Source organism: Mycobacterium sp. IDUB_39 (assembly GCF_055419205.1).
Genome location: NZ_JBVAXF010000009.1, coordinates 96915 through 122704, shown reverse-complemented (window position 1 = coordinate 122704; position 25790 = coordinate 96915). Strand labels below are relative to the sequence as shown.

20 protein-coding genes and 1 pseudogene are annotated in these 25790 nt (G+C 66.9%); 18 read left to right on the top strand and 3 right to left on the bottom strand.

Annotation, left to right across the window (positions count from 1 at the left end):
* Positions 1-296: 296 nt before the first annotated feature.
* From ACZY0X_RS27745 to ACZY0X_RS27725, 5 genes and pseudogenes are all read left to right on the top strand, one after another.
* Positions 297-2234: a 2-oxoacid:acceptor oxidoreductase subunit alpha gene (locus ACZY0X_RS27745; RefSeq protein ID WP_463775071.1), complete on the top strand. Its 1938-nt coding sequence runs from the start codon at positions 297-299 to the stop codon at positions 2232-2234.
* Positions 2231-3313, top strand: coding sequence for a 2-oxoacid:ferredoxin oxidoreductase subunit beta (locus ACZY0X_RS27740; RefSeq protein WP_463774988.1), 1083 nt, complete (start codon positions 2231-2233; stop codon positions 3311-3313). Before ACZY0X_RS27745 ends, ACZY0X_RS27740 begins: the two co-directional genes overlap by 4 nt.
* A complete protein-coding gene (gene mobA, locus ACZY0X_RS27735; protein ID WP_463774987.1) occupies positions 3285-3887 on the top strand; it encodes a molybdenum cofactor guanylyltransferase in 603 nt (200 codons plus the stop codon). Before ACZY0X_RS27740 ends, mobA begins: the two co-directional genes overlap by 29 nt.
* Positions 3888-5052: 1165 nt before the next feature.
* A pseudogene (locus tag ACZY0X_RS27730) lies at positions 5053-5277 on the top strand (transglycosylase family protein); the annotation flags it as partial.
* 279 nt (positions 5278-5556) lie between these two features.
* Entirely contained in the window at positions 5557-6081 is a 525-nt protein-coding gene (locus ACZY0X_RS27725; protein WP_463774986.1) for a transglycosylase family protein, read from the top strand.
* 6 nt (positions 6082-6087) lie between these two features.
* Here the strand turns inward: ACZY0X_RS27725 and ACZY0X_RS27720 are convergent, their stop codons facing one another.
* Positions 6088-7251, bottom strand: coding sequence for an FAD-dependent oxidoreductase (locus ACZY0X_RS27720; protein WP_463774985.1), 1164 nt, complete (start codon positions 7249-7251; stop codon positions 6088-6090).
* 112 nt (positions 7252-7363) lie between these two features.
* Here ACZY0X_RS27720 and ACZY0X_RS27715 point away from each other — a divergent pair, with 112 nt between their 5' ends.
* The 12 genes from ACZY0X_RS27715 to proB all read left to right on the top strand — a co-directional run bounded on the left by ACZY0X_RS27715 (position 7364) and on the right by proB (position 22932).
* Positions 7364-9349 (top strand): S9 family peptidase, encoded by a 1986-nt coding sequence (locus tag ACZY0X_RS27715; protein ID WP_463774984.1) that lies wholly within the window; start codon positions 7364-7366, stop codon positions 9347-9349.
* A gap of 36 nt (positions 9350-9385) precedes the next feature.
* Positions 9386-10642: a saccharopine dehydrogenase family protein gene (locus ACZY0X_RS27710; protein WP_463774982.1), complete on the top strand. Its 1257-nt coding sequence runs from the start codon at positions 9386-9388 to the stop codon at positions 10640-10642.
* A gap of 95 nt (positions 10643-10737) precedes the next feature.
* Positions 10738-11355, top strand: a complete 618-nt coding sequence (locus ACZY0X_RS27705; protein ID WP_463774981.1) for a DUF937 domain-containing protein — start codon at positions 10738-10740, stop codon at positions 11353-11355.
* Positions 11356-11453: 98 nt separating this feature from the next.
* A complete protein-coding gene (locus ACZY0X_RS27700; RefSeq protein WP_463774980.1) occupies positions 11454-14108 on the top strand; it encodes a valine--tRNA ligase in 2655 nt (884 codons plus the stop codon).
* Positions 14105-15505 (top strand): bifunctional tetrahydrofolate synthase/dihydrofolate synthase, encoded by a 1401-nt coding sequence (folC, locus tag ACZY0X_RS27695; RefSeq protein ID WP_463774979.1) that lies wholly within the window; start codon positions 14105-14107, stop codon positions 15503-15505. Before ACZY0X_RS27700 ends, folC begins: the two co-directional genes overlap by 4 nt.
* Positions 15506-15581: 76 nt before the next feature.
* Positions 15582-15920 carry a DUF4233 domain-containing protein gene (locus tag ACZY0X_RS27690; RefSeq protein WP_463775069.1) on the top strand — a complete coding sequence of 113 codons (339 nt, stop codon included), beginning with the start codon at positions 15582-15584 and terminating at the stop codon, positions 15918-15920.
* 16 nt (positions 15921-15936) lie between these two features.
* A complete protein-coding gene (ndk, locus tag ACZY0X_RS27685) occupies positions 15937-16347 on the top strand; it encodes a nucleoside-diphosphate kinase (RefSeq protein WP_463774977.1) in 411 nt (136 codons plus the stop codon).
* Positions 16348-16646: 299 nt separating this feature from the next.
* Positions 16647-19499, top strand: a complete 2853-nt coding sequence (rne, locus tag ACZY0X_RS27680) for a ribonuclease E (protein WP_463774976.1) — start codon at positions 16647-16649, stop codon at positions 19497-19499.
* A gap of 190 nt (positions 19500-19689) precedes the next feature.
* Entirely contained in the window at positions 19690-20001 is a 312-nt protein-coding gene (gene rplU, locus ACZY0X_RS27675; RefSeq protein WP_463774974.1) for a 50S ribosomal protein L21, read from the top strand.
* 16 nt (positions 20002-20017) lie between these two features.
* On the top strand, positions 20018-20284 hold the full coding sequence (gene rpmA / locus ACZY0X_RS27670) for a 50S ribosomal protein L27 (RefSeq protein ID WP_241404386.1): 267 nt from the start codon (positions 20018-20020) through the stop codon (positions 20282-20284).
* Between the two features lie 87 nt (positions 20285-20371).
* Positions 20372-21820: a GTPase ObgE gene (gene obgE, locus ACZY0X_RS27665; RefSeq protein ID WP_463774973.1), complete on the top strand. Its 1449-nt coding sequence runs from the start codon at positions 20372-20374 to the stop codon at positions 21818-21820.
* A complete protein-coding gene (gene proB / locus ACZY0X_RS27660) occupies positions 21817-22932 on the top strand; it encodes a glutamate 5-kinase (protein WP_463774971.1) in 1116 nt (371 codons plus the stop codon). Before obgE ends, proB begins: the two co-directional genes overlap by 4 nt.
* Here proB and ACZY0X_RS27655 read toward each other — a convergent pair.
* Positions 22929-23558 (bottom strand): TetR/AcrR family transcriptional regulator, encoded by a 630-nt coding sequence (locus ACZY0X_RS27655; RefSeq protein ID WP_463774969.1) that lies wholly within the window; start codon positions 23556-23558, stop codon positions 22929-22931. The two genes, proB and ACZY0X_RS27655, sit on opposite strands and share 4 nt — an antisense overlap.
* A gap of 66 nt (positions 23559-23624) precedes the next feature.
* Here ACZY0X_RS27655 and ACZY0X_RS27650 point away from each other — a divergent pair, with 66 nt between their 5' ends.
* A complete protein-coding gene (locus tag ACZY0X_RS27650) occupies positions 23625-24893 on the top strand; it encodes a cytochrome P450 (RefSeq protein ID WP_463774968.1) in 1269 nt (422 codons plus the stop codon).
* 34 nt (positions 24894-24927) lie between these two features.
* On the opposite strand, the gene ACZY0X_RS27645 is transcribed toward ACZY0X_RS27650, so the two are convergent.
* A complete protein-coding gene (locus ACZY0X_RS27645; protein WP_463774966.1) occupies positions 24928-25758 on the bottom strand; it encodes a Sir2 family NAD-dependent protein deacetylase in 831 nt (276 codons plus the stop codon).
* Positions 25759-25790 lie beyond the last annotated feature (32 nt).

Sequence of the window (25790 nt, the reverse complement as noted above, 5' to 3'; positions counted from 1 at the left end):
GTGCCTACTGATCGGTAACCGAGTCTTAGAGAATGCCATTCTCGAAAAGTGACGAAAGCCACAAATCGATGCGGTGGCACTTGACTTCACAGGGCTGACCTGCGAAGTTCGCCGCCCTTTACGTGCGGGTAACCGGCGAGTCCGGTATAGGTCAGACTAAGAGCAGTGCAATAATCGGTACTGCCAGTGACAGAAAAATCTGGGTGGACGTCATACCAGCGGCGCATCGCGCGGCAGCGGCCTCGATTGCGACATGGAATGACGTAGCCCACACCAAGCGTGAAAGGCAGGGCGTCGTGAGTCTGGACGGCACCGGCAACGGAACTGCCCCGCGGCAAAAGCTCGAGAAGGTCGTCATCCGGTTCGCTGGTGACTCCGGTGACGGCATGCAGCTGACTGGTGATCGGTTCACCTCCGAGGCCGCCCTTTTCGGCAACGACCTTGCGACGCAGCCGAACTACCCCGCTGAGATCCGGGCACCACAGGGCACGCTGCCCGGTGTGTCGTCGTTCCAGATCCAGATCGCGGACTACGACATCCTCACCGCGGGAGACCGTCCCGACGTGCTGGTCGCGATGAACCCGGCTGCGCTCAAGGCCAACGTCGCCGATCTGCCCCGCGGTGGCCTGATCATCGCGAACTCCGACGAGTTCACCAAGCGCAACCTGGCCAAGGTCGGCTACGAGGCCAATCCACTCGAGGGCGACGAGCTGTCCGACTACGTCGTGCAGGCGGTCGCCATGACCACCCTGACGCTCGGCGCGGTCGAGGCCATCGGCGCCACCAAGAAGGACGGGCAGCGCGCCAAGAACATGTTCGCCCTCGGGCTGCTGTCGTGGATGTACGGCCGCGAGCTCGAGCACAGCGAGGCGTTCATCCGCGAGAAGTTCGCCCGCAAGCCCGAGATCGCCGAGGCCAACGTGCTGGCCCTGAAGGCCGGGTGGAACTACGGCGAGACCACCGAGGCGTTCGCCGTCACCTACGAGGTGGCGCCCGCGAAGCTCAACGCCGGTGACTACCGCCAGATCTCGGGTAACACCGCGATGGCGTACGGCATCGTCACCGCCGGTCAGCTCGCGAACACCCAGGTCATTCTCGGCACCTACCCGATCACGCCTGCCTCCGACATCCTGCATGAGCTGTCGAAGTACAAGCACTTCAACGTCCTGACATTCCAGGCCGAGGACGAGATCGCCGGCATCGGTGCCGCCCTCGGCGCGTCCTACGGCGGCGCGCTGGGCGTGACCAGCACCTCGGGTCCCGGTGTGGCGCTGAAGTCCGAGGCCATCGGCTTGGGCGTCATGATGGAACTGCCACTGCTGGTCGTCGACGTGCAGCGCGGCGGACCCTCGACGGGTCTGCCCACCAAGACCGAGCAGTCCGACCTGTTGCAGGCGCTCTACGGCCGCAACGGCGAGTCCCCGGTCGCAGTGCTGGCACCGAAGTCGCCCTCGGACTGCTTCGACATCGCGGTGGAGGCCTCGCGCATCGCGCTGACCTACCGCACGCCGGTGATCATCCTGTCCGACGGTGCGATCGCCAACGGCTCCGAGCCGTGGCGCATCCCCGACGTCACGAGCTACGACGCGATCGACCACACATTCGCGAAGGCCGGCGAGCCGTTCGAGCCCTACGCGCGTGATCCCGAGACGCTGGCCCGCCAGTTCGCGGTGCCCGGCACACCGGGTCTCGAGCATCGCATCGGCGGTCTCGAGAAGGCGAACGGCTCGGGCAACATCTCCTACGAGCCCGCCAACCACGACCTGATGACACGCCTGCGCCAGGCCAAGATCGATGGCATCACCGTGCCCGACCTCGAGGTCGACGATCCCAGCGGCGAGGCAGAGCTGTTGCTCATCGGGTGGGGTAGCTCATACGGTCCGCTCGGCGAGGCATGCCGCCGCGCACGCCGCAAGGGCATCAAGGTTGCGCACGCCCACGTTCGGCACCTCAACCCGTTCCCGGCGAATCTCGGCGACGTGCTGGCCAAGTACTCCAAGGTCGTGGCTCCGGAGATGAACCTCGGTCAGCTCGCCATGCTGCTGCGGGCGAAGTTCCTGGTAGACGTCCAGTCGGTGACCAAGATGGAGGGTATGGCGTTCCTGGCCGACGAGGTCGAGGGCATCATCGACGCCGCGCTGGACGGAACGCTTGCTGAGAAGGAAACCGACAAGACCAAGTTCGCACGGTTGGCAGCGGCCACCGTGGACGCTGGTGTGGGAGTAGACGCATGACGGACGTGATTGGGGCCGACCTCGGTCTTACACCTGCCGGTCTGACGAAGACCAGCGCGGTGCCCAGGACCGACGAGCCGCAGAAGGCCAAGGACTTCACCAGTGACCAGGAGGTCCGCTGGTGCCCCGGCTGCGGTGACTACGTCATCCTCAACACGATCCGTAACTTCCTGCCGGAGCTGGGCCTGCGCCGCGAGAACATGGTTTTCGTCAGCGGTATCGGCTGCTCGAGCCGGTTCCCGTACTACCTGGAGACCTACGGTCTGCACTCCATCCACGGTCGTGCGCCGACCATCGCCACTGGCCTGGCGCTGGCTCGCGAGGACCTGTCGGTGTGGGTCGTCACCGGCGACGGCGATGCGCTGTCCATCGGTGGCAACCACCTGATCCACGCGCTGCGCCGCAACGTCAACCTCACGATCCTGCTGTTCAACAACCGGATCTACGGTCTGACCAAGGGGCAGTACTCGCCCACGTCCGAGGTCGGCAAGGTCACCAAGTCGACCCCGATGGGCTCGCTGGACTACCCTTTCAACCCGGTGTCGCTGGCGCTGGGCGCCGAGGCGACGTTCGTCGGCCGGGCGCTGGACTCCGATCGCAAGGGTCTGACCGAGGTGTTGCGGGCCGCCGCCACGCACCGTGGTGCCGCGCTCGTCGAGATCATGCAGGACTGCCCGATCTTCAACGACGGTTCGTTCGACGCCCTGCGTAAAGAGGGCGCGCAGGACCGCCTCATCAGCGTCTCGCACGGTCAGCCGATCACATTCGGCACCGAGGGCGAGTTCTGCGTGGTGAAGTCCGGTTACGGGCTGGAGGTCGCCAAGACCGCTGACGTCGCCCCGGCGGATATCGTCGTGCACAACGCTGAGGTCGACGACCCGGCCTACGCCTTCGCGCTGTCGCGACTGAGCGAACAGAACCTCGAGCACACCGTGATGGGCATCTTCCGTCAGGTGAGCCGACCGACGTATGACGAGATGGCGCGCGATCAGGTCAGCTCTGCCATGGATTCCAAGCCCCATGACACGGCGGCTCTGCAATCCTTGCTCCGTGGAAAAGACACCTGGACTGTCGACTGACGTCACCTCTCCGCTGGCCGCGATCGTGCTGGCAGGCGGAGCTTCCCGGCGAATGGGCCGGGACAAGGCCACGCTGCCGTTTGCGGGGCTAGATGGTGAGATCACGATGGTCGAGCACATCGTCGCGACGCTGAAGACGCGCTGTTCGCCCGTGTTCGTCATCGCTGCGCCCGGCCAGGCGCTGCCGCCGCTCGACGCCGAGATCCTGCGCGACGAGGTGCGCGGAGTGGGTCCGCTGCTGGCGACAGCGCGCGGTTTGCATGCGGCGGCCGCTGCCGGTCTTGACCTGGCCTTTGTCTGCGCCGTCGACATGCCGTACCTCTCCGTCGAGCTGATCGACGACCTCGTTGGACCCGCATTGCGGCTACGCGCCGAGGTGGTCCTGCCGTGGGACGGCCGGGACCACTATCTGGCCGGTGTCTATCGCACCTCTCTTGCCGCTCGCGCCGACGAGCTGGTCGCCACGGGGGAGCGCAGTATGCGCGCCCTCATCGGCACCGCCGACACTCAGCGGGTTGTCATGCCCGAGCAGCGGTCGCTGACCAACGTGAACACGCCCGCTGACCTCTTCTGAAACTCCAGCAAACTGCGAATTATGTCGTGAATTTTCGGCAATTCGTCAAGTTGCTCCAAATTAGCAATTAATGTTGCTGGTGTGGCGTGTTATTCACGTGACAATTCATGCTCCGGAAGGTCGGCTCTAGTGGCCGACCGGAACGCTCAATCCGCGAAACCCTCTGAGGTAGAGGTGGTTTCGTGGTCGCTAAGGCGTTGAAAGTAAAGGCGTGCAGTCTGATTCATATGACGCCGGTGACCATTCCTCATGGTGGTGAGCCACATCATCTGTGCGAGTGGGCAGGTCCCGGTCGAGAGAGGTCTGGGGTGGTCCTGGTAGGGGCGCTGAGCTCTCATGCCCGCGCCGTCGTCCGTTGTTTGAAACACATTGCAGTACAAAGTATTAACGTTTCTCGATGCTTGCTGGACTGTCCGACTTGACCGATCTGTCCTGATCTGACGCCAATCGTAAGAGGCTGTAAGTGCTTGCCATGCAGCGTGATTCAGTGTTCCCGCAATCGCCTCGGCGAATGGTGGCTCAGCGAAGGTATCCGGACCCTGTTCATGCCCTGAGCGGCAGATCTGGTGCGGCAGAATAAGAGTCGGTGACGCATGGTGCTGATGGGATCGTCAAATGTGTGGGGCAGCTCACAGAATCATGGTGATCTCGGTCACGGATACGCTGCTCGGTGGCGGGCCCGGATCAGTGTCAAAACGCAGCGTTGACCTGCACGGACTCGCCGTTCGCCAAGTCGTTATCTGAACGTTATCTTCCCGCGACACCCCCGTCGCCAAACATGACTTCGCCGAAAAACCTTTGTACGTTCCCAGGGACTCCAAAACGGAGCAAACAATTTCAAATACACGAACTTGCGTGTGAGCTAGGGCTGCGGCGTGCCTGGGACGATCCCGGCATTCACTGCGGCCACCGGGCGTTCAGCCCCGGCGAGGCCTTCCTGCCTCCTGCTGTCGTGCCTGACAGAGACGGCGCGACCCACAAATCCCATACCTGGACTACCAGGCGATCACGTCCGCGCGTGCGCGGACGGTCTATTGGCGCGCGCATGGCGAAAGGATCGAAGTTGAAGAACATCCGCACCAAGCTCGGACTGGCCACCATCGCCGGGGCGCTTGCCGTGGCCCCGATGGCACTGGCGACCGGTACCGCGAATGCGGACGGCGGCGTGAACTGGGACGCGGTTGCGTCCTGCGAGTCCGGCGGCAACTGGTCGATCAACACCGGCAATGGCTACTACGGGGGCCTGCAGTTCAACATGGGAACCTGGCGTTCCAATGGTGGCTCGGGATCGCCGCACCAGGCCAGCCGTGAGGAGCAGATCCGTGTCGCCAACAACGTGCTGAAGTCGCAGGGAATCGGCGCATGGCCGTCCTGCGGTCGCCGGGGCTAGTTCCCCGCACGGTTCATCCTTCCCGCTTAGTTCTACCCAGGTCTTTTCTTGGATCGATGACGTGACCCATTGGGTTGAGGACGGTGCTGGGCGATTACTCGCCCGGCACCGTCTTCTTTTGTCCCAAATACCCCAACGTCCCATCACGTCCCGATAAAGAACTTCAGTCGCTTCTGTAACGCGTGAATTCCCTCACACGAAGTACTCGATGACTGCAGTGCAAGAACGCATCACTTTCACCGCGGTCCTCGTGTCAACCGGTCGGGGAAGGACCGCAGAATGAACATCAAGAACAGCATTGCAGGCCTGATCATCCGGAGCGTTCGGTTTGTCGTCCTGAGCTGCGGCTTCGCCGTCGCCGCGATGACCATCTCCACGGTCCTCTCTGCGGGCAACGCGCACGCTGACACGATGAACTGGGACGCCGTCGCACAATGCGAAGCGGGTGGCAATTGGGCCGCCAATACCGGTAACGGTCATTTCGGTGGACTGCAATTCAAGCCGGCCACCTGGTCCTCCAACGGCGGCGTCGGCTCGCCCGCCACCGCATCGCGTGAAGAGCAGATCCGCGTCGCTGAGAACGTGCTGCGCACCCAGGGCGTCAAGGCATGGCCGAAGTGCGGCCCCCTCGGTGGCACGGCGCCGGCAGTGTGGAACAACCCCGGCGCCCCGGCGGCACCCGCGACGGCGGTCCCCGCGGGATGCCAGGCCATGCCCACCAAGGGTCTGCTGGGGTTCATCAACCCCCGCCAGATGTGCACCGCGCTGCTCAACCCCCTCGGCACCTTCGGTCAGGTGGGCTGAGGCCGCTCAGAGCCCCGACGGCGGCCCGGGAAGCCTGAACGCCGATGATGAGGCCACCCACGCCAGGTGCCGCGTCAGCACCGCTTCCGGTACGACCGCCGAGGACCGCATCAGCGCGGCACTCAGGAACGCAGGCCGAAGATTCACCAGCTGGCCGATCAGACGCGACTCCCGGGCCAGCGAGCGCACGCGCGGACGCCGGATCGCGGCGAAGCGGGTGAACGCGGCAGCCAGATCCGCGCCCGAGGCAACACAGCGCGCCAGGATCGCGGCATCCTCGAGGCCTTGGCAGCCGCCCTGGCCGAGATGAGGTCGCATGGGATGGGCGGCGTCACCGACCACGACGACGGGACCGCGAGACCACTGCCGGGCCTCATCGCGGTCGTAGAGATCGTTGCGCAGTACCGCATCCTCATCGGTCGCCGCCAGGAGCGCCGGGATGGGATCGGCCCACCCCGCGTATTTGGCTCGCAGGTAAGCCAGTTCACCGTCGGGTGCCGACGCCCCCTCGGGTGAGCGTTCGGTGCCGAACCAATAGGTGTGCCCCTCGCCGAGGGGAACGTGGCCGAACTCCGTGCCAGAACCCATGGTCTCGCCGGCCAGATCCGGATCCAAGGTGTACGCGGCGACTCCGCGCCAGGCGGTGTACCCCGCGTAGCGGTGCCGCAGTGTGCCGTTGAGGTGCCGCGCCACGACGGACCCGGTGCCATCCGCGCCGATCACGCCGGCCACCTCCCGGGTGGTGCCGTCGGTGAGCGTGACTCGCACGCTACGGCCAGTGGGTACGAGTTCGGTTGCCGCGAGACCAGATTCGATGGTTCCGGTATCGAGTGCACCGGCGAGAAGATCCGTCAGCACCGATCGTCTGATCACCACGAGGGGTTCGCCGAGTGCGGTGACGATCCGCTCGGCGCTGGGGTGCCGCAACCACGAGCCGTCGCGCCAGCGCATGGCGCCTGCGGTCACGCGGCCGCCCGACTCGCGCACCGCATCACCGAGGCCGATGGCATCCAGCGCGGCAAGCGCATTGGGCCAGATGCTGATTCCGGCGCCGGAGGAGGTGTCGGTCCGCTCCTCGACAATGGTGATGTGATGGCCCTGCCGCTGCAGGGCTACCGCGGTCGCCAGGCCGGCGATGCCGGCACCGACCACGAGAATGCGTTGTGTCACGCAGACGACGCTAGGTCAGATCAGATGTCGAACACCAGCAGGTGCTGCAGAGGACGGACCCCGCCGGGGTACGGTCCGATGGTGCTGTTCTGCCACCGAGACCTCTGCTGACATGGCCGCCACTCCGTTCCACGACCTCGACGAGTTCCTGGCACTGCCTCGCGTCGCCGGTTTAGCGGTGTCACGTGACGGCTCGCGCGTCGTCACAACCATCGCCGAACTCGACGAGACGCGCACCGAATACGTCACGGCCATATGGGAACTCGACCCAGCGGGCCAGCGGCCCGCGCGCCGGCTCACTCGCGGCGCCAAGGGGGAGTCGGCACCGACGTTCACCTCCGACGGTGACCTGCTGTTCGTGGCATCCCGTTCCGGGGTCGGCGCTGCCGAAGGTGACGACAAACCGCCCGCCGCGCTGTGGCGCCTGCCCGCCGAGGGCGGCGAGGCGGTGGCCGAGTTGACGCTGCCCGGCGGTGTCGACGGTGTGATCGCGGCCCGCGACGCAGACGTGGTGTTGGTGCACGCGGCTCTGCTGCCGTCGGCGGCCGGGGTCGAGGACGACCGGCGCCTGCGCGCGCTGCGCAAGGACAACAAGGTGTCCGCAGTACTGCATCAGGGGTACCCGGTGCGCTACTGGGATCACGACATCGGACCCGCGCAGCCGCATCTGCTGACCCTCGACGGCATTCGCGACATCACCCCGGATCCGGGCCAGGCGTTGCACGAGGCCGATGTCGACATCAGCCGCAACGGCCTGTTCGCCGTGACGGCGTGGAACGCGCCTGCCCCCGGCGCCGCGGTTCGCGGCCGATTGATGCGCGTCGACGTCACCACCGGTGAGCGCACCGTGCTCGTTGACGATCCCGGCGCCGACCTGTCCCGCCCGGCGATCTCCCCGGACGGCACCAGGGTGGCCTACCTGCACGAGACGTTGACCACGCCCACCGAGGCGCCCCGAATCACGCTCTGGATCAAGGGCTTTGATGGCGATCCGGTCCGCCTGGCAGCGGACTGGGATCGGTGGCCGACCTCGATCACGTGGACCGACGACGGTTCGGCGCTGCTGGTTACAGCGGACGAGGGCGGCAGGGGGCCGGTGTACGCGGTGGATCCCGAGGATTCGACCGTCACCCGGTTGACCCGTGACGACTTCACCTACACCGATGTGCGCGCCGCCCCGGGAGGCGTCCGCTTCGCGCTGCGGAGTTCCTACGCCAGGCCGCCACATCCGGTGCGGGTCGACGCCGACGGCTCCGTGACCGAACTGCCGTGTGTCGCGATACCCGAGCTGCCCGGTGACCTCGTCGAACTGAGCGCCTCGGCGTCGGACGGTACGACCGTCCGGTCCTGGCTGGCGCTGCCTGTGGGTGGCGACCCGGCGCCACTGCTGCTGTGGGTGCACGGCGGCCCGCTCGCCAGCTGGAATGCCTGGCACTGGCGATGGTGCCCTTGGCTGCTGACCGCGCTGGGCTACGCGGTGCTGCTGCCCGACCCGGCGTTGTCCACCGGCTACGGACAGGATTTCATCCAGCGCGGTTGGGGCGACTGGGGCGGTGCGCCGTATACCGATCTGATGGCCGCCACCGATGCGGCCTGCGAGCATCCGCGTGTCGACGGCACGCGGACGGCCGCGATGGGCGGATCCTTCGGTGGTTACATGGCGAACTGGATCGCCGGTCGCACAGACCGGTTCGATGCGATCGTCACGCATGCCAGCCTGTGGGCTCTCGACCAGTTCGGCCACACCACCGACGGCGCCTACTGGTGGGCCCGCGAGATGACGTCGGACATGGCTGAGCGGAACTCGCCGCATCGTCACGTCGGGGAGATCAGCACCCCGATGCTGGTCATCCACGGTGACCGGGACTACCGCGTGCCGATCGGCGAGGGCCTCCGGCTCTGGTACGAGCTGTTGACCGACTCCGCGCGGCCAGCCGAAGACGACGGCACGAGCCCGCACCAGTTCCTCTACTTCCCAAACGAGGGCCACTGGGTGGCGATGCCACAGCACGCCAAGGTCTGGTACCAGGTGGTGGCGTCATTCCTGGGCACGCATGTGCTCGGGGTCGAGGCGGATCTGCCGGAGACCCTCGGCTGACCCCGCAGGCCCTCCACCGACCGGTAGGTTGGGCCCATGAGTGCAGCGCAGCGTGAATTCGACATCATTCTGTACGGCGCGACGGGATTCGTCGGAAAACTGACGGCCGAGTACCTCGCCCGAGCCGGTGGGGACGCGCGCATAGCGCTGGCGGGCCGTTCCACCGAACGCCTGCGTGTCGTGCGGGACTCGCTGGGGGAGGCCGCGGCTGCGTGGCCGCTGATTGCCGCCGACGCGTCGGCACCGTCGACCCTCGCCGACATCGCGGCGCGCACCAGGGTGGTGGTGACCACCGTCGGGCCCTACACCAAGTACGGGCTGCCGCTCGTCGCCGCGTGTGCGGCCGCCGGCACCGACTACGCCGACCTCACCGGCGAGACGATGTTCATCCGGGAGAGCATCGACGGCTACCACAAGCAGGCCGTCGACACCGGCGCACGCATCGTGCACTCGTGCGGATTCGACTCCATCCCTTCCGATCTCACCGTGTACGCGCTGTACAAGCAGGCGCAGCGGGACGGTACCGGTGAACTGGGTGACACGACCTTCGTCCTGCGTGACATGGCGGGCGGGGTCTCGGGTGGCACCGTCGCGTCGATGATGGAGGTGATGGCCACGGCGTCGGGCGATCCCGAGGCGCGCCGCGAGATGGCCGACCCCTACACCCTGAGCACCGACCGGCAGGCCGAAGCCGAGTTTGGCCACCAGTCGGACACGCCGTGGCGGCGTGGCCGCGATATCGCCCCGGAACTGGACGGCATCTGGACAGGCGCATTCCCCATGGGTGCGCCGAACTCCAGAATCGTGCGGCGCAGCAACGCTCTGCTCGACTGGTCCTACGGCCGCACCTTCCGTTACGCCGAGACGATGAGCACGGGCTCGTCGGTCGCCGCGCCGGTTGCCGCGGCACTGGGAACCGCCGCGAACGCCGCAGTGCTGGGCCTGGGCAGTCGCTACTTCAACAAACTGCCGCGCAGGATGCTCGACCGAGTGGTCCCCAAACCGGGTACCGGGCCGAGCGAACGTGCCAGGGAGAACGGGCATTACACCGTCGAGACCTACACCACCACAACCTCGGGCGCGCGCTACCGCGCCCTGATGGCGCAGCGCGGCGATCCCGGTTACAAGGCCACCTCGGTGCTGCTGGGGGAGTGTGGGCTGGCGCTCGCCCTGGACCGCGACGCCCTGTCCGATCTGCGTGGCGTGCTGACCCCGGCGGCCTCGATGGGCGACGCGTTGATGGCCCGGTTCCCCACGGCGGGGGTGAGGTTGGAGACCGACCGTCTTGCCTGATCCGGCACGGTCGAACGCCTGTGGGACAAGGTCACATTCGTCTAGTGTCGTCTGCGAGGGCTTCAACTACGCCAGCAACGAAGGTGGGAAGAACAATGGCCGGTCTCGACGATCTCTTCGCGCAGATCCCGGTAGGGGACATCGCGAAGCAACTTGGCGTGAATGAGGGCGAGGTGAACGCCGCCATCAAGACCCTGGTACCCGCGCTGGTCGGTGGTGTGGCAGAGAATGTGCAGGCTGACAACATCGACTCGAGTGACCTCGAATCGGCTGTCGCCGCGCATGCGGCGAGCGGTCTGCTCGACGGAGGCGTAAGCGTTGACCAGGTCGACGCAAAGGAAGGCGACCAGATCGTCTCGAAGATCTTCGGCGGCAACGACAGCAATCAGGTTGCGTCGGCATTGGCAGGTACCGGCGCGGGCGGCGGCGATCTGGTCAAGAAGTTGCTGCCGATCCTGGCGCCCATCGTGCTGGCCTACATCGGTAAGCAGTTCGCGCAGAAGAACGCAGCCCCGGCCGAGGCGCAGGCTCAGGGCTCCGGTGGCGGCCTCGGTGACATTCTCGGTGGCATCCTCGGTGGCGCCGGCGGTGGCGCAGGCGGCGGCAACAACAACCCGCTGGGCAGCATTCTCGGCAGCGTGCTCGGTGGTGGCGGTGGCCAGGGCAACGCCATCGGCGAGATTCTCGGCGGCCTGCTCGGCGGCAAGAAGTAGCCGGTCGGTCCTTATCGCGACAGCCTCCGCCACCCAGTGAACGCACCGGGTGTCGGGGGCTTTCGCGTACTCAGGTCCGTCCTTCCTAGAATGGCTCGGTGACCCCCAGCCCTGACAATCGCGCCGATGCCCTCCCCAAATCCTGGGATCCGGGTTCGGTAGAAGCCGACCTGTACCAGGGCTGGGTGGATGCCGGCTACTTCACCGCCGACCCGACCAGCGACAAGCCGCCCTACTCGATCGTGCTACCCCCGCCGAACGTCACCGGCAATCTGCACATGGGTCACGCGCTGGACCACACCCTGATGGACGCGCTGACCCGCAGAAAGCGCATGCAGGGTTATGAGGTGCTGTGGCTTCCTGGCATGGACCACGCGGGCATCGCCACCCAGAGCGTGGTCGAGAAGCAGCTCGCCGCCGACGGCACGTCCAAGGAGGACCTCGGCCGCGAACAGTTCGTCGAGCGGGTCTGGGACTGGAAGCGTGAGTCCGGTGGCACCATCGGCTCGCAAATGCGCGCCATCGGTGACGGCGTGGACTGGAGCCGCGACCGCTTCACCATGGACGAGGGTCTGTCGCGGGCGGTCCGCACCATCTTCAAGCGGCTCTACGATGCGGGGCTGATCTACCAGGCCGAGCGTCTGGTCAACTGGTCGCCGGTTCTGCAGACCGCGATATCGGATCTCGAGGTCAAGTACTCCGACGTCGAGGGCGAGTTGGTGTCGTTCCGGTACGGCTCGATGAATGACGACGAACCGCACCTCGTCGTGGCGACCACCCGGGTCGAGACGATGCTCGGTGACACCGCGATCGCCGTGCACCCCGACGACGACCGATACCGTGCCCTCGTCGGTCGCACGCTGCCGCATCCCTTCATGGACCGCGAGATCCTGATCGTTGCCGACACGCACGTGGATCCCGAGTTCGGCACGGGCGCAGTCAAGGTGACTCCGGCGCATGACCCGAACGACTTCGAGATCGGCGTGCGGCACAAGCTGGCCATGCCGACGATGATGGACGCCAAGGGTCGGATTGCCGACACCGGAACCGAATTCGACGGCATGGACCGGTTCGAGGCCCGCGTCAAGGTGCGTGAGGCTCTCGCAGCGCAGGGCCGCATCGTCGCGGAGAAGCGCCCCTACCTGCACAGTGTCGGGCACTCCGAACGTAGTGGGGAGCCCATCGAGCCCCGTCTTTCACTGCAGTGGTGGGTCAAGGTCGAGACCCTGGCCAAGGCCGCTGGCGACGCAGTTCGCAACGGCGACACCGTGATCCACCCTGCCAGCCTCGAGCCGCGATGGTTCGCCTGGGTCGACGACATGCACGACTGGACCATCTCCCGTCAGCTGTGGTGGGGCCACCGCATCCCCATCTGGCACGGCCCTGACGGCCAGCAGGTGTGCGTCGGGCCCGACGAGACGCCGCCCCAGGGCTGGGTGCAAGACCCCGACGTCCTGGACACGTGGTTCTCGTCGGCGCTGTGGCCCTTCTCGACCATGGGCTGGCCCGATCGCACACCCGAACTGGAGAAGTTCTATCCCACCAGCGTGCTGGTCACCGGCTACGACATTCTGTTCTTCTGGGTGGCCCGGATGATGATGTTCGGCACGTTCGTCGGTGACGACGACGCGATCACCTCAGGTGGCGCTCGCGGCCCGCAGGTTCCGTTCAAGAACGTCTTCCTGCACGGGCTGATCCGCGACGAGTTCGGTCGCAAGATGAGCAAGTCCAAGGGCAACGGCATCGATCCGCTGGACTGGGTGGCAACGTTTGGAACGGACGCGCTCCGGTTCACCCTGGCCCGCGGTGCCAGTCCCGGCGGCGACCTGTCGATCGGCGAGGATCACGCCAGGGCTTCGCGCAACTTCGCGACTAAGCTCTTCAACGCGACGCGGTTCGCGTTGATGAACGGTGCCTCGCCGGCGCCGCTGCCACCCGTCGAGGACCTCACGGACGCGGACCGCTGGATCCTGGGTCGGCTGGAAGAGGTTCGCGCCGAGGTTGATTCGTCGTTCGACGGCTACGAGTTCAGTCGCGCGTGCGAGTCGCTGTACCACTTCGCGTGGGACGAGTTCTGTGACTGGTACCTCGAACTGGCCAAGGTGCAGCTCGCGGGGGAGCCGGACGGACCCACCAACGCGGTGTTGGCGGCCGTTCTCGACGCGCTGCTCAAGCTGCTTCACCCGGTGATGCCGTTCGTCACCGAGACGCTGTGGAAGACACTGACCGGTGGCGAGTCGGTCGTCATAGCCCAGTGGCCTGCCGCATCCGGTATCGCGTTGGACCCCGTTGCCGCACAACGGATCGCCGATATGCAGAGGCTCATCACTGAGGTGCGCCGGTTCCGCAGTGACCAGGGCCTCAACGACCGCCAGCGGGTGCCCGCCCGGCTCGTCGGCGTCACCGAGGCCGATCTGGACACGCAGGTGGCGGCCGTCGCTGCACTGGCCTGGCTCACCGATCCCGCCGATGGGTTCAGCCCGTCGGCATCGGTCGAGGTGCGGTTGTCCCGTGCCACGGTGGTCGTCGAACTGGACACCTCGGGCACCGTCGACGTCGCCGCCGAGCGGCGCAGGCTCGAGAAGGACCTCGCTGCCGCGCAGAAGGATCTCGCCCAGACCACCGGCAAGCTCGGCAACGCCGAGTTCCTGGCGAAGGCGCCCGACGCCGTGGTCGAGAAGATCCGTGCACGCCAACAGGTGGCCCAGGAAGAGGTGGAGCGCATCACCGGCCGCCTCGCCGCCCTGTCATGACCGCGCCGACACCCGACGAGGTCGCGTCGCTACTGCAAGTCGAGCACCTGCTCGATCAGCGGTGGCCGGAGACCAAGATCGAGCCCAGCACGGCACGGATCAGTGCGCTGATGGAGCTGCTCGGCGCACCGCAGCGCGGCTACCCGAGCATCCACGTCGCCGGCACCAACGGGAAGACGTCGGTGGCCAGGCTCATCGACGCACTGCTGTCGGCGCTGCACCGACGCACCGGGCGTACCACCAGCCCGCACCTGCAGTCCGCGGTGGAGCGCATCTCGATCGACGGACATCCCATCAGCCCCGCGCAGTACGTCGAGACCTACCGCGAGATCGAACCGTTCGTCGAACTCGTCGACGCGCAGTCCGAGGCGGCCGGCGGACCGAGGATGAGCAAGTTCGAGGTCGTGACCGCCATGGCGTTCGCCGCGTTCGCCGACGCACCCGTCGACGTGGCGGTTGTCGAGGTCGGCTTGGGCGGCCGCTGGGACGCCACGAACGTCATCGACGCGCCGGTCGTGGTCATCACCCCGATCGGCATTGACCACACCGACTACCTCGGTGACACCATCGGGGAGATCGCCGGGGAGAAGGCGGGGGTGATCGTCAAGCAGCCCGACGCCCTGGTGCCCACCGACACCGTGGCGGTGATCGGGCAGCAGGCGCCCGAGGCGATGGAGGTGCTGCTGGCCCAGGCGGTGCGCAGCGAAGCTGCCGTGGCCCGCGAGGACTCGGAGTTCGCCGTGCTGCGGCGCGAGATCGCCATCGGCGGGCAACTTCTGGAGCTGCAGGGCCTGGGCGGCACCTACTCCGACATCTTCCTGCCACTGCACGGTGAGCACCAGGCACACAACGCGGTGCTTGCGCTGGCGGCGGTCGAGGCGTTCTTCGGCGCGGGAGCCCAAAGCCAACTCGACGTTGACGCGGTTCGGGCTGGCTTCGCATCGGTCATCAGTCCGGGTCGTATGGAGCGGATGCGCAGTGCCCCAACGGTGTTCATCGACGCCGCGCACAATCCTGCGGGCGCCGCGGCGCTCACCGCAACGCTCGACCAGGAGTTCGACTTCAGGTTCCTGGTCGGCGTGATCTCGGTGATGGCCGACAAGGACGTGGACGGAATCCTCGCCGCGCTGGAGCCCGCATTCGACGTCGTCGTCATCACCCACAACGGGTCCCCACGGGCCATGGACGTCGAGGCGCTCGCGGAACGCGCCGAGGAACGCTTCGGGTCCGAACGCGTCGTGACGGCTGCGACACTCGCCGACGCGATCGAGACGGCGACGGCGATGGTCGAGGAGTCGGGTAATGATGACGGATACTCCGGCAGCGGCATGGTGATCACCGGATCCGTCGTGACCGCAGGCGCGGCACGCACTCTGTTCGGACGGGACCCACAGTGAACGAGCAACCACAGTGACCGAGCAACCGGTGGAATCGCCCACCCCACCCGATCCGTGGAAGAGCTTCCGCGGGGTCATGGCGGGCACCCTCATCCTCGAGTCGATCGTCGTGCTCCTGGCGCTGCCCGTCGTCTCGATGTCACACGGCGGGCTCACCGTCTTCTCTGGTGGCTATGTGATCGGCATGGCCATCCTGCTGATCCTGTTGGCGGGCGTGCAGGGTCGGCCGTGGGCATTGCGGGCGAACATCGGATTCCAGGTGGTGGTGATCGCCGGGGCGTTCATCCACGCCGCCATCGGCTTCATCGGGGTGGTGTTCGGCGGGGTGTGGCTGTTGATCGCCTACCTGAAGGCCGAGGTCAAGCGCCGTCAGGAGCGGGGTCTCCTGCCTGGGCAGCAGGACGGCGGAGTCTGACCGGTACGCTATCGCGGTGACTGAGCGGACGCTGGTTTTGGTGAAGCCCGATGGTGTTAAGCGCAACCTCGTGGGCGAGATTCTCGGCAGGATCGAGCGAAAGGGCCTGAGCATCGCGGCCCTCGAACTCAAGACCGTCAGCGACGAGCTGGCGCGCGCACACTACGCCGAGCACGCGGACAAGCCGTTCTTCCCCTCACTGCTGGAGTTCATCACCTCGGGCCCGGTCGTGGCGGCCATTGTCGAGGGCCCGCGCGCCGTCGCGGCGTTCCGCCAGATCGCCGGTGGGACCGATCCCGTCGAGAAGGCCACCCCGGGCACCATCCGCGGTGACCTGGCACTCGTCACCCAGGACAACCTGGTGCACGGGTCGGATTCGCCGGAGTCATCGGCCCGCGAGATCGAACTCTGGTTCCCAGGACGCTAGCCGTTCGGTAAGCCTCCGACGGCACCTCGTCGGAATCCACGCCGCGATGTGGGATACTGGGCTCGGGTGACCGGCTTCATACCAGAGGCCGACACCCGGATGAAGACTTAGACGAGCGCGACAACCTGTGATTTGCAGGTGCGGCGCCGGCCGTCCAGCCGTCATTCAGCCAGGCACCGAAGGCCCTGCGGGGTCACTAGGAGCGAGACCATACAAACTCGGGTCAATCTCGAGTCCATAGCGGGAGCCCTCGCGTGGCCGCGTCGATTAGGACGCGCCCGGGGGCTTGAGGAGAATACGTGGCCCAGGATGCGCATACCCAAGACCAGCCAGAAGACTTCCAGTTCGAGCAGGAGCCACCTGCTCAGCTGAGTGAGTCCAGCCCGGCCGAGGCGATCGCCGATGCCTTCGGCGACGTGACCGAGGCCAATGAGGCCGACGTCATCGAGCAGGCGATCGTGGTTGAGGACGATTCCGTCGTTGCGGACGATCCTCTTGTTGATGAGACGGCACAGGGCGAGGAGCCCGAGTCTCGGCTGCTGCTGGAGCCGATGGATCCGTTCGGCTTTCCATTCCAGGTATCGGCCCCTCTCGCCCCACCGGCCCCGTCGTCGGCGCCGGCCGTCGCGGCGGACTACCTGCCGCTCTTTGTCGCGCCGCAGCCCGTCTCATTCGAACCGCGTCACCGCGATGACGAGGACAGCGACGACGCGGAAGACGTCGACGAGGCCGATGACGCCGAGGACAGCGCCGGCGAGACCGACGATGACGACGACTCCTCGGACCGGCCCGCCAACCGGCGGCGCAGGCGTGGACGCCGCGGACGTGGACGGGGGCGCGGCGAGCAGAACCCCGACGACCCCACCGACGGCGACTCGGACGACGAGTCCGGTGACAGCGACTCCGACGACGATGAGTCCGACGATGACGACGCGGACGATGACGACAACGCCGGTGGTGAGGGCGGCAACCGCCGCCGTCGCCGCCGCCGCAGGCGCAAGTCGGGTTCGAGCGACGGTGACGAGTCGGCGTCGCCCGACGATCCGCCCAACACGGTCGTCCACGAACGCGCCCCTCGGGCGAAGGTCGACAAGAGCAACGAGATTCAGGGCATCAGCGGGTCCACCCGACTGGAGGCCAAGCGGCAGCGGCGGCGCGATGGACGCGACGCGGGCCGGCGTCGGCCACCGATCCTGAGCGAGGCCGAGTTCCTGGCCCGCCGCGAGGCCGTCGAGCGCGTCATGGTGGTGCGCGACAAGGTCCGCACCGAACCGCCCCACGAGGGTGCCCGCTACACCCAGATCGCCGTGCTCGAGGACGGCGTCGTCGTCGAGCACTTCGTCACGTCCGCCGCGTCGGCGTCCCTCGTCGGCAACGTCTACCTGGGCATCGTGCAGAACGTGCTGCCGTCGATGGAGGCCGCGTTCGTCGACATCGGCCGTGGCCGCAACGGTGTGCTCTACGCCGGCGAGGTGAACTGGGAGGCCGCAGGCCTCGGCGGTGCGCAGCGCAAGATCGAGCAGGCACTCAAGCCCGGTGACTACGTTGTCGTCCAGGTCAGCAAGGACCCGGTCGGGCACAAGGGAGCACGGCTGACCACGCAGGTGTCGCTCGCCGGGCGGTACCTGGTCTACGTTCCGGGAGCCTCTTCGACGGGTATCAGCCGCAAGCTTCCAGACACCGAACGGCAGCGTCTCAAGGAGATTCTGCGCGAGGTGGTCCCGGCTGACGCCGGCGTGATCATCCGCACCGCGTCCGAGGGCGTCAAGGAAGACGACATCCGCACCGACGTCAACCGTCTTCAGGAGCGCTGGACGCAGATCGAGGCCAGGGCCACCGAGATCACCGGGAAGGCCGCCGGTGCGGCGGTCGCGCTCTACGAGGAGCCCGATGTCCTGGTCAAGGTGATCCGAGACCTGTTCAACGAGGACTTCTCCGGCCTCATCGTCTCCGGCGACGACGCCTGGAAGACGATCGACGATTACGTGACATCTGTTGCGCCGGAACTTCTTCCGCGGATGACGAAGTACGAGCCCGCGGGTGGTGGCAACGGCCCGGACGTCTTCGCGGTGCACCGCATCGACGAACAGCTCACCAAGGCGCTGGACCGCAAGGTGTACCTGCCATCGGGGGGCACCCTGGTGATCGACCGCACCGAGGCGATGACCGTGGTCGACGTCAACACCGGCAAGTTCACCGGCTCGGGTGGCAACCTCGAGCAGACCGTGACGCGCAACAACCTCGAAGCAGCCGAGGAGGTCGTGCGCCAACTGCGGTTGCGTGACATCGGCGGCATCATCGTCGTCGACTTCATCGACATGGTGCTCGAGTCCAACCGTGATCTGGTGCTTCGCAGGCTGACCGAGGCGCTCGCCCGGGACAGGACACGGCATCAGGTCTCCGAGGTCACCTCGCTGGGGTTGGTGCAGCTGACCCGTAAGAAGCTCGGCACCGGTCTGATCGAGGCGTTCTCGACCAACTGCTCGCACTGCAACGGGCGCGGCATCGTGATCCATGCGGACCCGGTGGACTCGGGCTCGTCGAACTCCGGTCGCAAGGCGGAGCCGGGCACGGCCGGTGGCCGGCGTGGCAAGCGCGGCAAGAAGGGCGCTCAGCCCGCCGAGGCCGAGGTCGCCGTCGCCAAGGTGCCCGTGCACGGCGCCAACGAGCATCCGATGTTCAAAGCCATGGCCGCCGCGAACGGACGTCACGAGGACGATGACGCCGAGGGTGAGGTCGGCGACGACGAGACTCTGGTGGTCGCAGACGGTGAGGTCGCGGAGCCGGTCGCCAGGCATCGGGCACCCGATGACGGTGACTTCGACGAGACCGATGACGCCGAGAGCGACGACGAGTCTGATGACGACGAGGACGACTCGGACGAGGAGAGCCTCGACGTCGATGACGACGAGAACGACATCGACGACGACGATATCGAGGTGATCGGCGCCGATGACGACTCCGATGACGATGATGACGACGACTCCGATGACGATGACGATGACGCGGATGATGAGGACGACGAGGACTCTGACGACGATGAGGACGAGGACTCCGACGATGACGAGGATGACGATGAGGACCTCGTCGCCCCGTCACGACCCCGCCGTCGCCGCGCAGCCGCACGTCCGGCGGGTCCTCCGGCCTCGTGACCTGTGCACCGACCTACGGGCGAGGCGGTTTGACCCCTTACCCGCTGGTCACGTAATCTTGAGCAGTTGTCTGCTGGCTCCGTGAATATCTGAGCCGGTGGCGGCGGGGCCTTTCCCCGCACCCCAGACCCGCGCACGCAGCCCTCGGGTAGCGCGCGCCCGCTTCAGCGAAGTAGAGGAAGACACACTTATGGCGACGTACGCAATCGTCAAGACCGGCGGCAAGCAGTACAAGGTCGCGGTTGGAGACATCGTCAAGGTCGAGAAGCTGGAGATCGAGGCCGGCGACTCGGTCTCGCTTCCGGTGGCGTTGGTCGTCGACGGTGCGAAGGTCACCACCGATGCCAAGGCCCTCGAGAAGGTCGCCGTGACGGCAGAGGTCCTCGAGCACACCAAGGGCCCGAAGATCCGCATCCACAAGTTCAAGAACAAGACCGGCTATCACAAGCGGCAGGGCCACCGTCAGAAGCTGACGGTCGTCAAGGTCACCGGAATCAAGTAAGGCAAGGGAGCGAACAATGGCACACAAGAAGGGCGCTTCCAGCTCGCGCAACGGTCGCGACTCCAACTCACAGCGCCTCGGCGTTAAGCGGTTCGGTGGTCAGGTCGTCAAGGCTGGCGAGATCATCGTCCGGCAGCGCGGTACCCACTTCCACCCCGGCGTGAACGTTGGCCGTGGCGGCGACGACACTCTGTTCGCCACCGCTCCGGGCGCTGTCACGTTCGGTGTCAAGCGTGGACGCAAGACGGTCAACATCGTCCGCGTCCCGCGACCCGAGGCCTAATACCCCGAGGACTTCCACGCGAGTGAAGCTGCTGCGAGTTCTCACCCGAATCTCTCACTAGCTTCACAATCGAGGGGAAGGACACCCATGCCCCGGTTCGTTGACCGAGTCGTGATTCACGCACGGGCTGGCAATGGCGGTCACGGCTGCGCCTCGGTGCACCGTGAGAAGTTCAAACCTCTCGGTGGACCGGACGGCGGTAACGGCGGCCGGGGTGGCAGCATCGTGTTCGTCGTGGACCCTCAGGTTCACACGCTTCTCGACTTCCACTTCCATCCGCACGTCGACGCCCCCTCCGGCAAGCAGGGGGCCGGCAACAACCGTGACGGCGCGGCCGGTGCGGACCTCGAAGTCCGGGTCCCCGACGGCACCGTCGTCCTCGACGAGAACGGGCGGCTACTCGCGGATCTGGTCGGCGAGGGCACCCGTTTCGAGGCCGCCGCAGGCGGTCGTGGTGGACTCGGCAACGCCGCGCTGGCATCGCGTGCCCGCAAGGCTCCTGGGTTCGCCCTGCTGGGGGAGAAGGGCGAGGCCCGTGATCTCACCCTCGAACTCAAGACGGTCGCCGACATCGGTCTGGTCGGATTCCCCTCGGCGGGCAAGTCCTCGCTCGTGTCGGTGATCTCGGCAGCCAAGCCGAAGATCGCCGATTACCCGTTCACGACGTTGACGCCGAATCTGGGCGTCGTGTCCGCGGGCGAGCGCACCTTCACCGTGGCCGATGTGCCCGGACTGATTCCCGGCGCGTCCGCCGGCCGTGGTCTCGGCCTGGACTTCCTGCGCCATATCGAGCGATGCGCCGTGCTGGTTCACGTCGTCGACTGCGCGACGATGGAACCGGGTCGCGACCCGATCTCCGATATCGAAGCGCTGGAGGCCGAACTCGCCGCCTACGTCCCGACACTGCAAGGTGATTCGACGCTGGGTGACCTGGCCGGGCGCCCGCGTGCGGTGGTGCTCAACAAGATCGACGTTCCCGATGCCCGCGAGCTGGCCGACTTCGTCCGCGACGAGGTGGCCCAGCGCTACGGCTGGCCGGTGTTCGAGGTGTCGGCCGTCAGCAGGGATGGCTTGCGGCCCTTGACCTTCGCGCTGGCCGATATGGTGACCGCGTTCCGCGAGTCGCAGCCCGTCGTCGCGCCCCGACGTCCCGTGATTCGGCCCGTCCCGACGAACGACAGTGGCTTCACCATCACGTCCGACGGTGAGGACGGCTTCGTGGTGCACGGAACCCGGCCGGAACGCTGGATCAACCAGACCGACTTCACCAACGACGAGGCCGTCGGCTACCTGGGTGACAGGTTGGCCAGGCTCGGCGTCGAGGATGAGCTGATCAAGCTGGGGGCACGGCCCGGTTGCGCCGTCACCATCGGCGATATGACGTTCGACTGGGAGCCCCAGACCCCGGCCGGTGTCGACGTCACGATGTCGGGTCGTGGCACCGACATTCGGTTGGAACAGACCGACCGCATCGGTGCACCCGAACGAAAGGCCGCTCGCAAGGAGCGCCGTCGGGCCGGTGGAGACGAGCAGTGACCAGTCTCCATCGCGAGGCGGTCCGCACGGCCCGCAGCGTGGTGGTCAAGGTGGGCACGACCGCGCTCACCACGCCCTCGGGCAGGTTCGACGCCGACCGCCTGGCCACCCTCGCCGACGCCATCGAGGCGCGCATGGAGGCGGGATCCGACGTAGTGATCGTGTCCTCGGGTGCTATCGCGGCGGGTATCGAGCCACTGCGTCTGACCAAGCGACCCAGTGACCTGGCGACCAAGCAGGCAGCCGCCAGCGTTGGTCAGGTGGCGCTGGTCAACGCCTGGAGTGCGGCATTCGGCCGTTACAACCGAACCGTCGGACAGGTGTTGCTGACGGCCCATGACATCTCAATGCGTGTGCAGCACAACAACGCTCAGCGCACGCTGGATCGGCTGCGCGCACTGCACGCGGTGGCGATCGTCAACGAGAACGACACCGTCGCCACGAATGAGATCCGGTTCGGTGACAACGATCGCCTGTCAGCGCTCGTCGCGCACCTGGTCGGAGCGGACGCGCTGATCCTGCTGAGCGATATCGACGGCCTGTATGACGGGGACCCGCGCAAGGCCACCGAGGATCGCCCCGCGCGGTTCATCGCCGAGGTCGCAGCACCCGATGACCTCGACGGCGTCGTGGCAGGTAGCGGCAGCAAGCTGGGCACCGGGGGAATGGCCTCCAAACTGTCGTCGGCGCTGCTGGCAGCCGACGCGGGCGTGCCGGTGCTGTTGGCCGCGGCGGCCGACGCCACCGCCGCACTGGTCGATGCGTCGGTCGGAACGGTGTTCGCGTCCCGGCCCGAGCGCATGTCGGCCCGTCGGTTCTGGGTGCGCTACGCGGCGGAGGCGGCGGGTGTCCTGACGCTGGACGACGGTGCCATCCGGGCGGTGCTCAAACAACGTCGCTCACTGCTGCCCGCGGGTATCACCGGGGTGTCCGGACGTTTCCATGGCGGTGACGTGGTGGAGCTTCGGGGCACCGACGCGGTGACGGTGGCGCGCGGTGTGGTGGCCTATGAGGCGGGGGAGCTGGCGACCATGATCGGGCGCTCGACATCTGACCTGCCCGCCGAGATGCGTCGCCCCGCCGTCCACGCGGACGATCTGGTCGCCGTCTAGGGCGCTTCGAGATACAGTGCGCCCCAGATGATCTGGGTCAGCGCGTTGGCGAGTTCGGCGTCATAGGAGTCCGGTCTGCCGGGCAGGTTCTGCTGACACGACCGCTCGACCATCCACGTCAACGTCGTCGCGGTCGACTCGGGTGGCAGCTCCTGGCGGATGGTTCCCTGCGCCTGGCCCTGCTCGATGATGGCGGTCACGCGCGCCGAGATTCCGGCGAGTATCTCGGTGTAGGTGGAGCCGACCAGTGGGTCGTAGGCAGACATCTCGTTAAGCGCCACCAGTAGGGGTTGATGACGGCGGTAGCTCGCGATGATCGCGGTCATGGCGACACGGACATCGGCGGGGTCGCGGCGATGCGCGACGTTCCACCAGCGCTCCGCGCCGTTGGCCAGATCGCTGAACACCTGGCCCGTCAGCTGGCGCAGGAGGTGGCCCTTGTCCTCGAAGTAGATGTAGAAGCTGGCCCGCGATATCCCCGCCTCGGTCGCCAGCCGGTCCACGCTCAGCTCGGTGAAGCTGGCACCCGCGCCCATGAGGCGATCGGTGGCGTCGAGGAGCTGGCGTTCGATCTGCTCGCGACGCTCCTGTCGCTTGGCCTGCGGCCTTCGGGTGACGGACGGCACCGACTCAGGGTATCCGAGCGCGCCACACCTTGACTAGACATAGTGTCTAGACCTATGGTCAGCGCCATGACTGTGTCGCCGCTCACACCCAGCTCGTCGCGCCCGTACGATCCCATCGACCTGTCGTCGAAGGCGTTCTGGTCGGGCACCGCCGCGGACCGCGAGACGTCGTTCGCCGAGCTACGGGCCGCGCGCCCGGTCAGCTGGCATCCGCCGGTCGAGGACTCGCTGATGCACGACCCGGACGACCACGGCTACTGGGCGGTCACCCGCCACGCCGACGTCGTCACCGTCAGCCGCGACAGCGAGACGTACCTGTCCGGCAAGGGCGTGCTGTTCGAGAACATCCCCGAGGAGCTGCTGGAGGCCTCGCAGTCGTTCCTGGCGATGGACCCGCCGCGGCACACGCTGATCCGCAAGGTCGTGCACTCGGCGTTCACCCCGCGCCAGGTGCGGCGCATCGAGGACTCGATCAAGGAGAACGCGCGGATCATCGTGGGTGAGCTGCGCGAGGCGGGCAGTGGTGCCGACTTCGTCGAGCACTGTGCCAAGGAACTTCCGATCCGAACGCTGTCGGATATGGTCGGCATCCCCGAATCCGAACGCGCACAGGTGGCCAGCGCCGCCGATGCGCTGGTGTCGTGGGGCGACGAGGTCTACCTGGCTGGCCGCAACCCGCTTGAGGTGCTGGTGGGCAATCAGATGTACCTGCATCAGGTGGCCGGTGCGCTGGCCGCGGATCGGCGGGCCAATCCCGGTGACGATCTCATCAGCGCGCTGGTGCACGCCGAGGTGGACGGCGACCGGCTCACCGATGCGGAGGTCTCGGCGTTCTTCGTGCTGTTGGCGGTGGCGGGTAACGACACCACCCGCCAGACCACCAGCCACGCCATGAGGGCGTTGACCGACTTCGGTGATCAACGCGCCTGGCTGGCCGCCGACTTCGACGACCGCATCGGTGGCGCGGTCGAGGAGTTCGTCCGGTGGGCCACCCCGGTGATGACATTCCGCCGGACCGCCTCGACGGACTGTGAACTCGGCGACCAGCGCATCGCGGCGGGCGAGAAGGTCGTGATGTTCTACTCATCGGCGAACTTCGACACCGAGGTGTTCGACGCGCCGCACCGACTGGACCTGGGGCGCAAGCCCAATGCGCACGTCGGCTTCGGTGGCGGCGGGCGGCACTTCTGTCTGGGCGCGCACGTCGCCCGCGCGCAGTTGCGATCGATATTCTCCGAACTGCTCACCCAGATCCCCGATATCGCCGCCGGCGAGCCGACCTACGTCGCGGGCAACTTCATCCACGCCATCCGGTCGATGCCGGTCACCTTCTAGCGATTTCGGCGCGTTTTCGTTCGCTGGCCGACGGTTAGCGCGCCGAAATCGCGAGTTCGTCGGCCAGCAGGGCGAGTAGTTCGGAGCAGCCGCCGTCGACCTTCACCGCCGCCAGCGCGTCACCGCGGGTGGGACCTCGGTTGATGATCGCGACGGGCTTGCCTGCGGCGGCGGCGTGTCGGACGAAGCGCAGCCCGGAGAACACGGTGAGCGATGACCCGGCCACCAGCAGGGCATCGGCGTCGTCGACGAGCGAATACGCCCTCGCCACACGCGATTTCGGAACGCTCTCGCCGAAGTAGACGATATCGGGTTTGAGCATGCCCGCGCAGCGCGGACAGTCGAGGAACCGGAACGACCCCGTCTCGCGGACCACCGCGTCGGCATCGGGCGCCACCGCGATACCGCCCACCCTCTCGGCGCTTTCGAGGAAGCCGGGGTTGAGCGCCTCCAACTCGTCGGCCAGCGCCGCCCGACTCATCGAGAAGTCACAGGCCAGACAGGCCACCCGCGCGTACGTCCCGTGCAGGTCGACGACCGTGCGACTGCCCGCCTTCGTGTGCAGCAGATCGACGTTCTGGGTGATGACGGCGGTGACCACTCCGGCGCGTTCGAGCGTGGCCAGCGCGCGGTGTCCGGCGTTGGGCATCGTCGCCGCCATGTGCCGCCAACCGACATGGTTCCGCGCCCAGTACCGCTGCCGAAACTCGGGGTCGGAGGTGAACTGCTGAATGGTCATCGGGTTGCTCGGCGGTGAGTCCGGTCCCCGGTAGTCGGGGATGCCGGAGTCGGTGGACATGCCGGCGCCGGTCAGGACGGCCACGCGTTGACCAGCGAGCACGCGGAGCAGTTCGGGGCCTTCCACACCGTCGAGGCTAGCCACTTTGCGACAATTGA

Excerpts from the sequence above, each read along its gene's own strand:
- obgE (WP_463774973.1), top strand. The coding sequence starts at position 20,372 with ATGCCCCGGTTCGTTGACCGAGTCGTGATTCACGCACGGGCTGGCAAT.
- ACZY0X_RS27650 (WP_463774968.1), top strand. The coding sequence starts at position 23,625 with ATGACTGTGTCGCCGCTCACACCCAGCTCGTCGCGCCCGTACGATCCC.
- rplU (WP_463774974.1), top strand. The coding sequence starts at position 19,690 with ATGGCGACGTACGCAATCGTCAAGACCGGCGGCAAGCAGTACAAGGTC.
- ACZY0X_RS27725 (WP_463774986.1), top strand. The coding sequence starts at position 5,557 with ATGAACATCAAGAACAGCATTGCAGGCCTGATCATCCGGAGCGTTCGG.
- ACZY0X_RS27705 (WP_463774981.1), top strand. The coding sequence starts at position 10,738 with ATGGCCGGTCTCGACGATCTCTTCGCGCAGATCCCGGTAGGGGACATC.
- ACZY0X_RS27715 (WP_463774984.1), top strand. The coding sequence starts at position 7,364 with ATGGCCGCCACTCCGTTCCACGACCTCGACGAGTTCCTGGCACTGCCT.
- ACZY0X_RS27740 (WP_463774988.1), top strand. The coding sequence starts at position 2,231 with ATGACGGACGTGATTGGGGCCGACCTCGGTCTTACACCTGCCGGTCTG.
- ACZY0X_RS27710 (WP_463774982.1), top strand. The coding sequence starts at position 9,386 with ATGAGTGCAGCGCAGCGTGAATTCGACATCATTCTGTACGGCGCGACG.
- rpmA (WP_241404386.1), top strand. The coding sequence starts at position 20,018 with ATGGCACACAAGAAGGGCGCTTCCAGCTCGCGCAACGGTCGCGACTCC.
- ACZY0X_RS27690 (WP_463775069.1), top strand. The coding sequence starts at position 15,582 with ATGGCGGGCACCCTCATCCTCGAGTCGATCGTCGTGCTCCTGGCGCTG.
- folC (WP_463774979.1), top strand. The coding sequence starts at position 14,105 with ATGACCGCGCCGACACCCGACGAGGTCGCGTCGCTACTGCAAGTCGAG.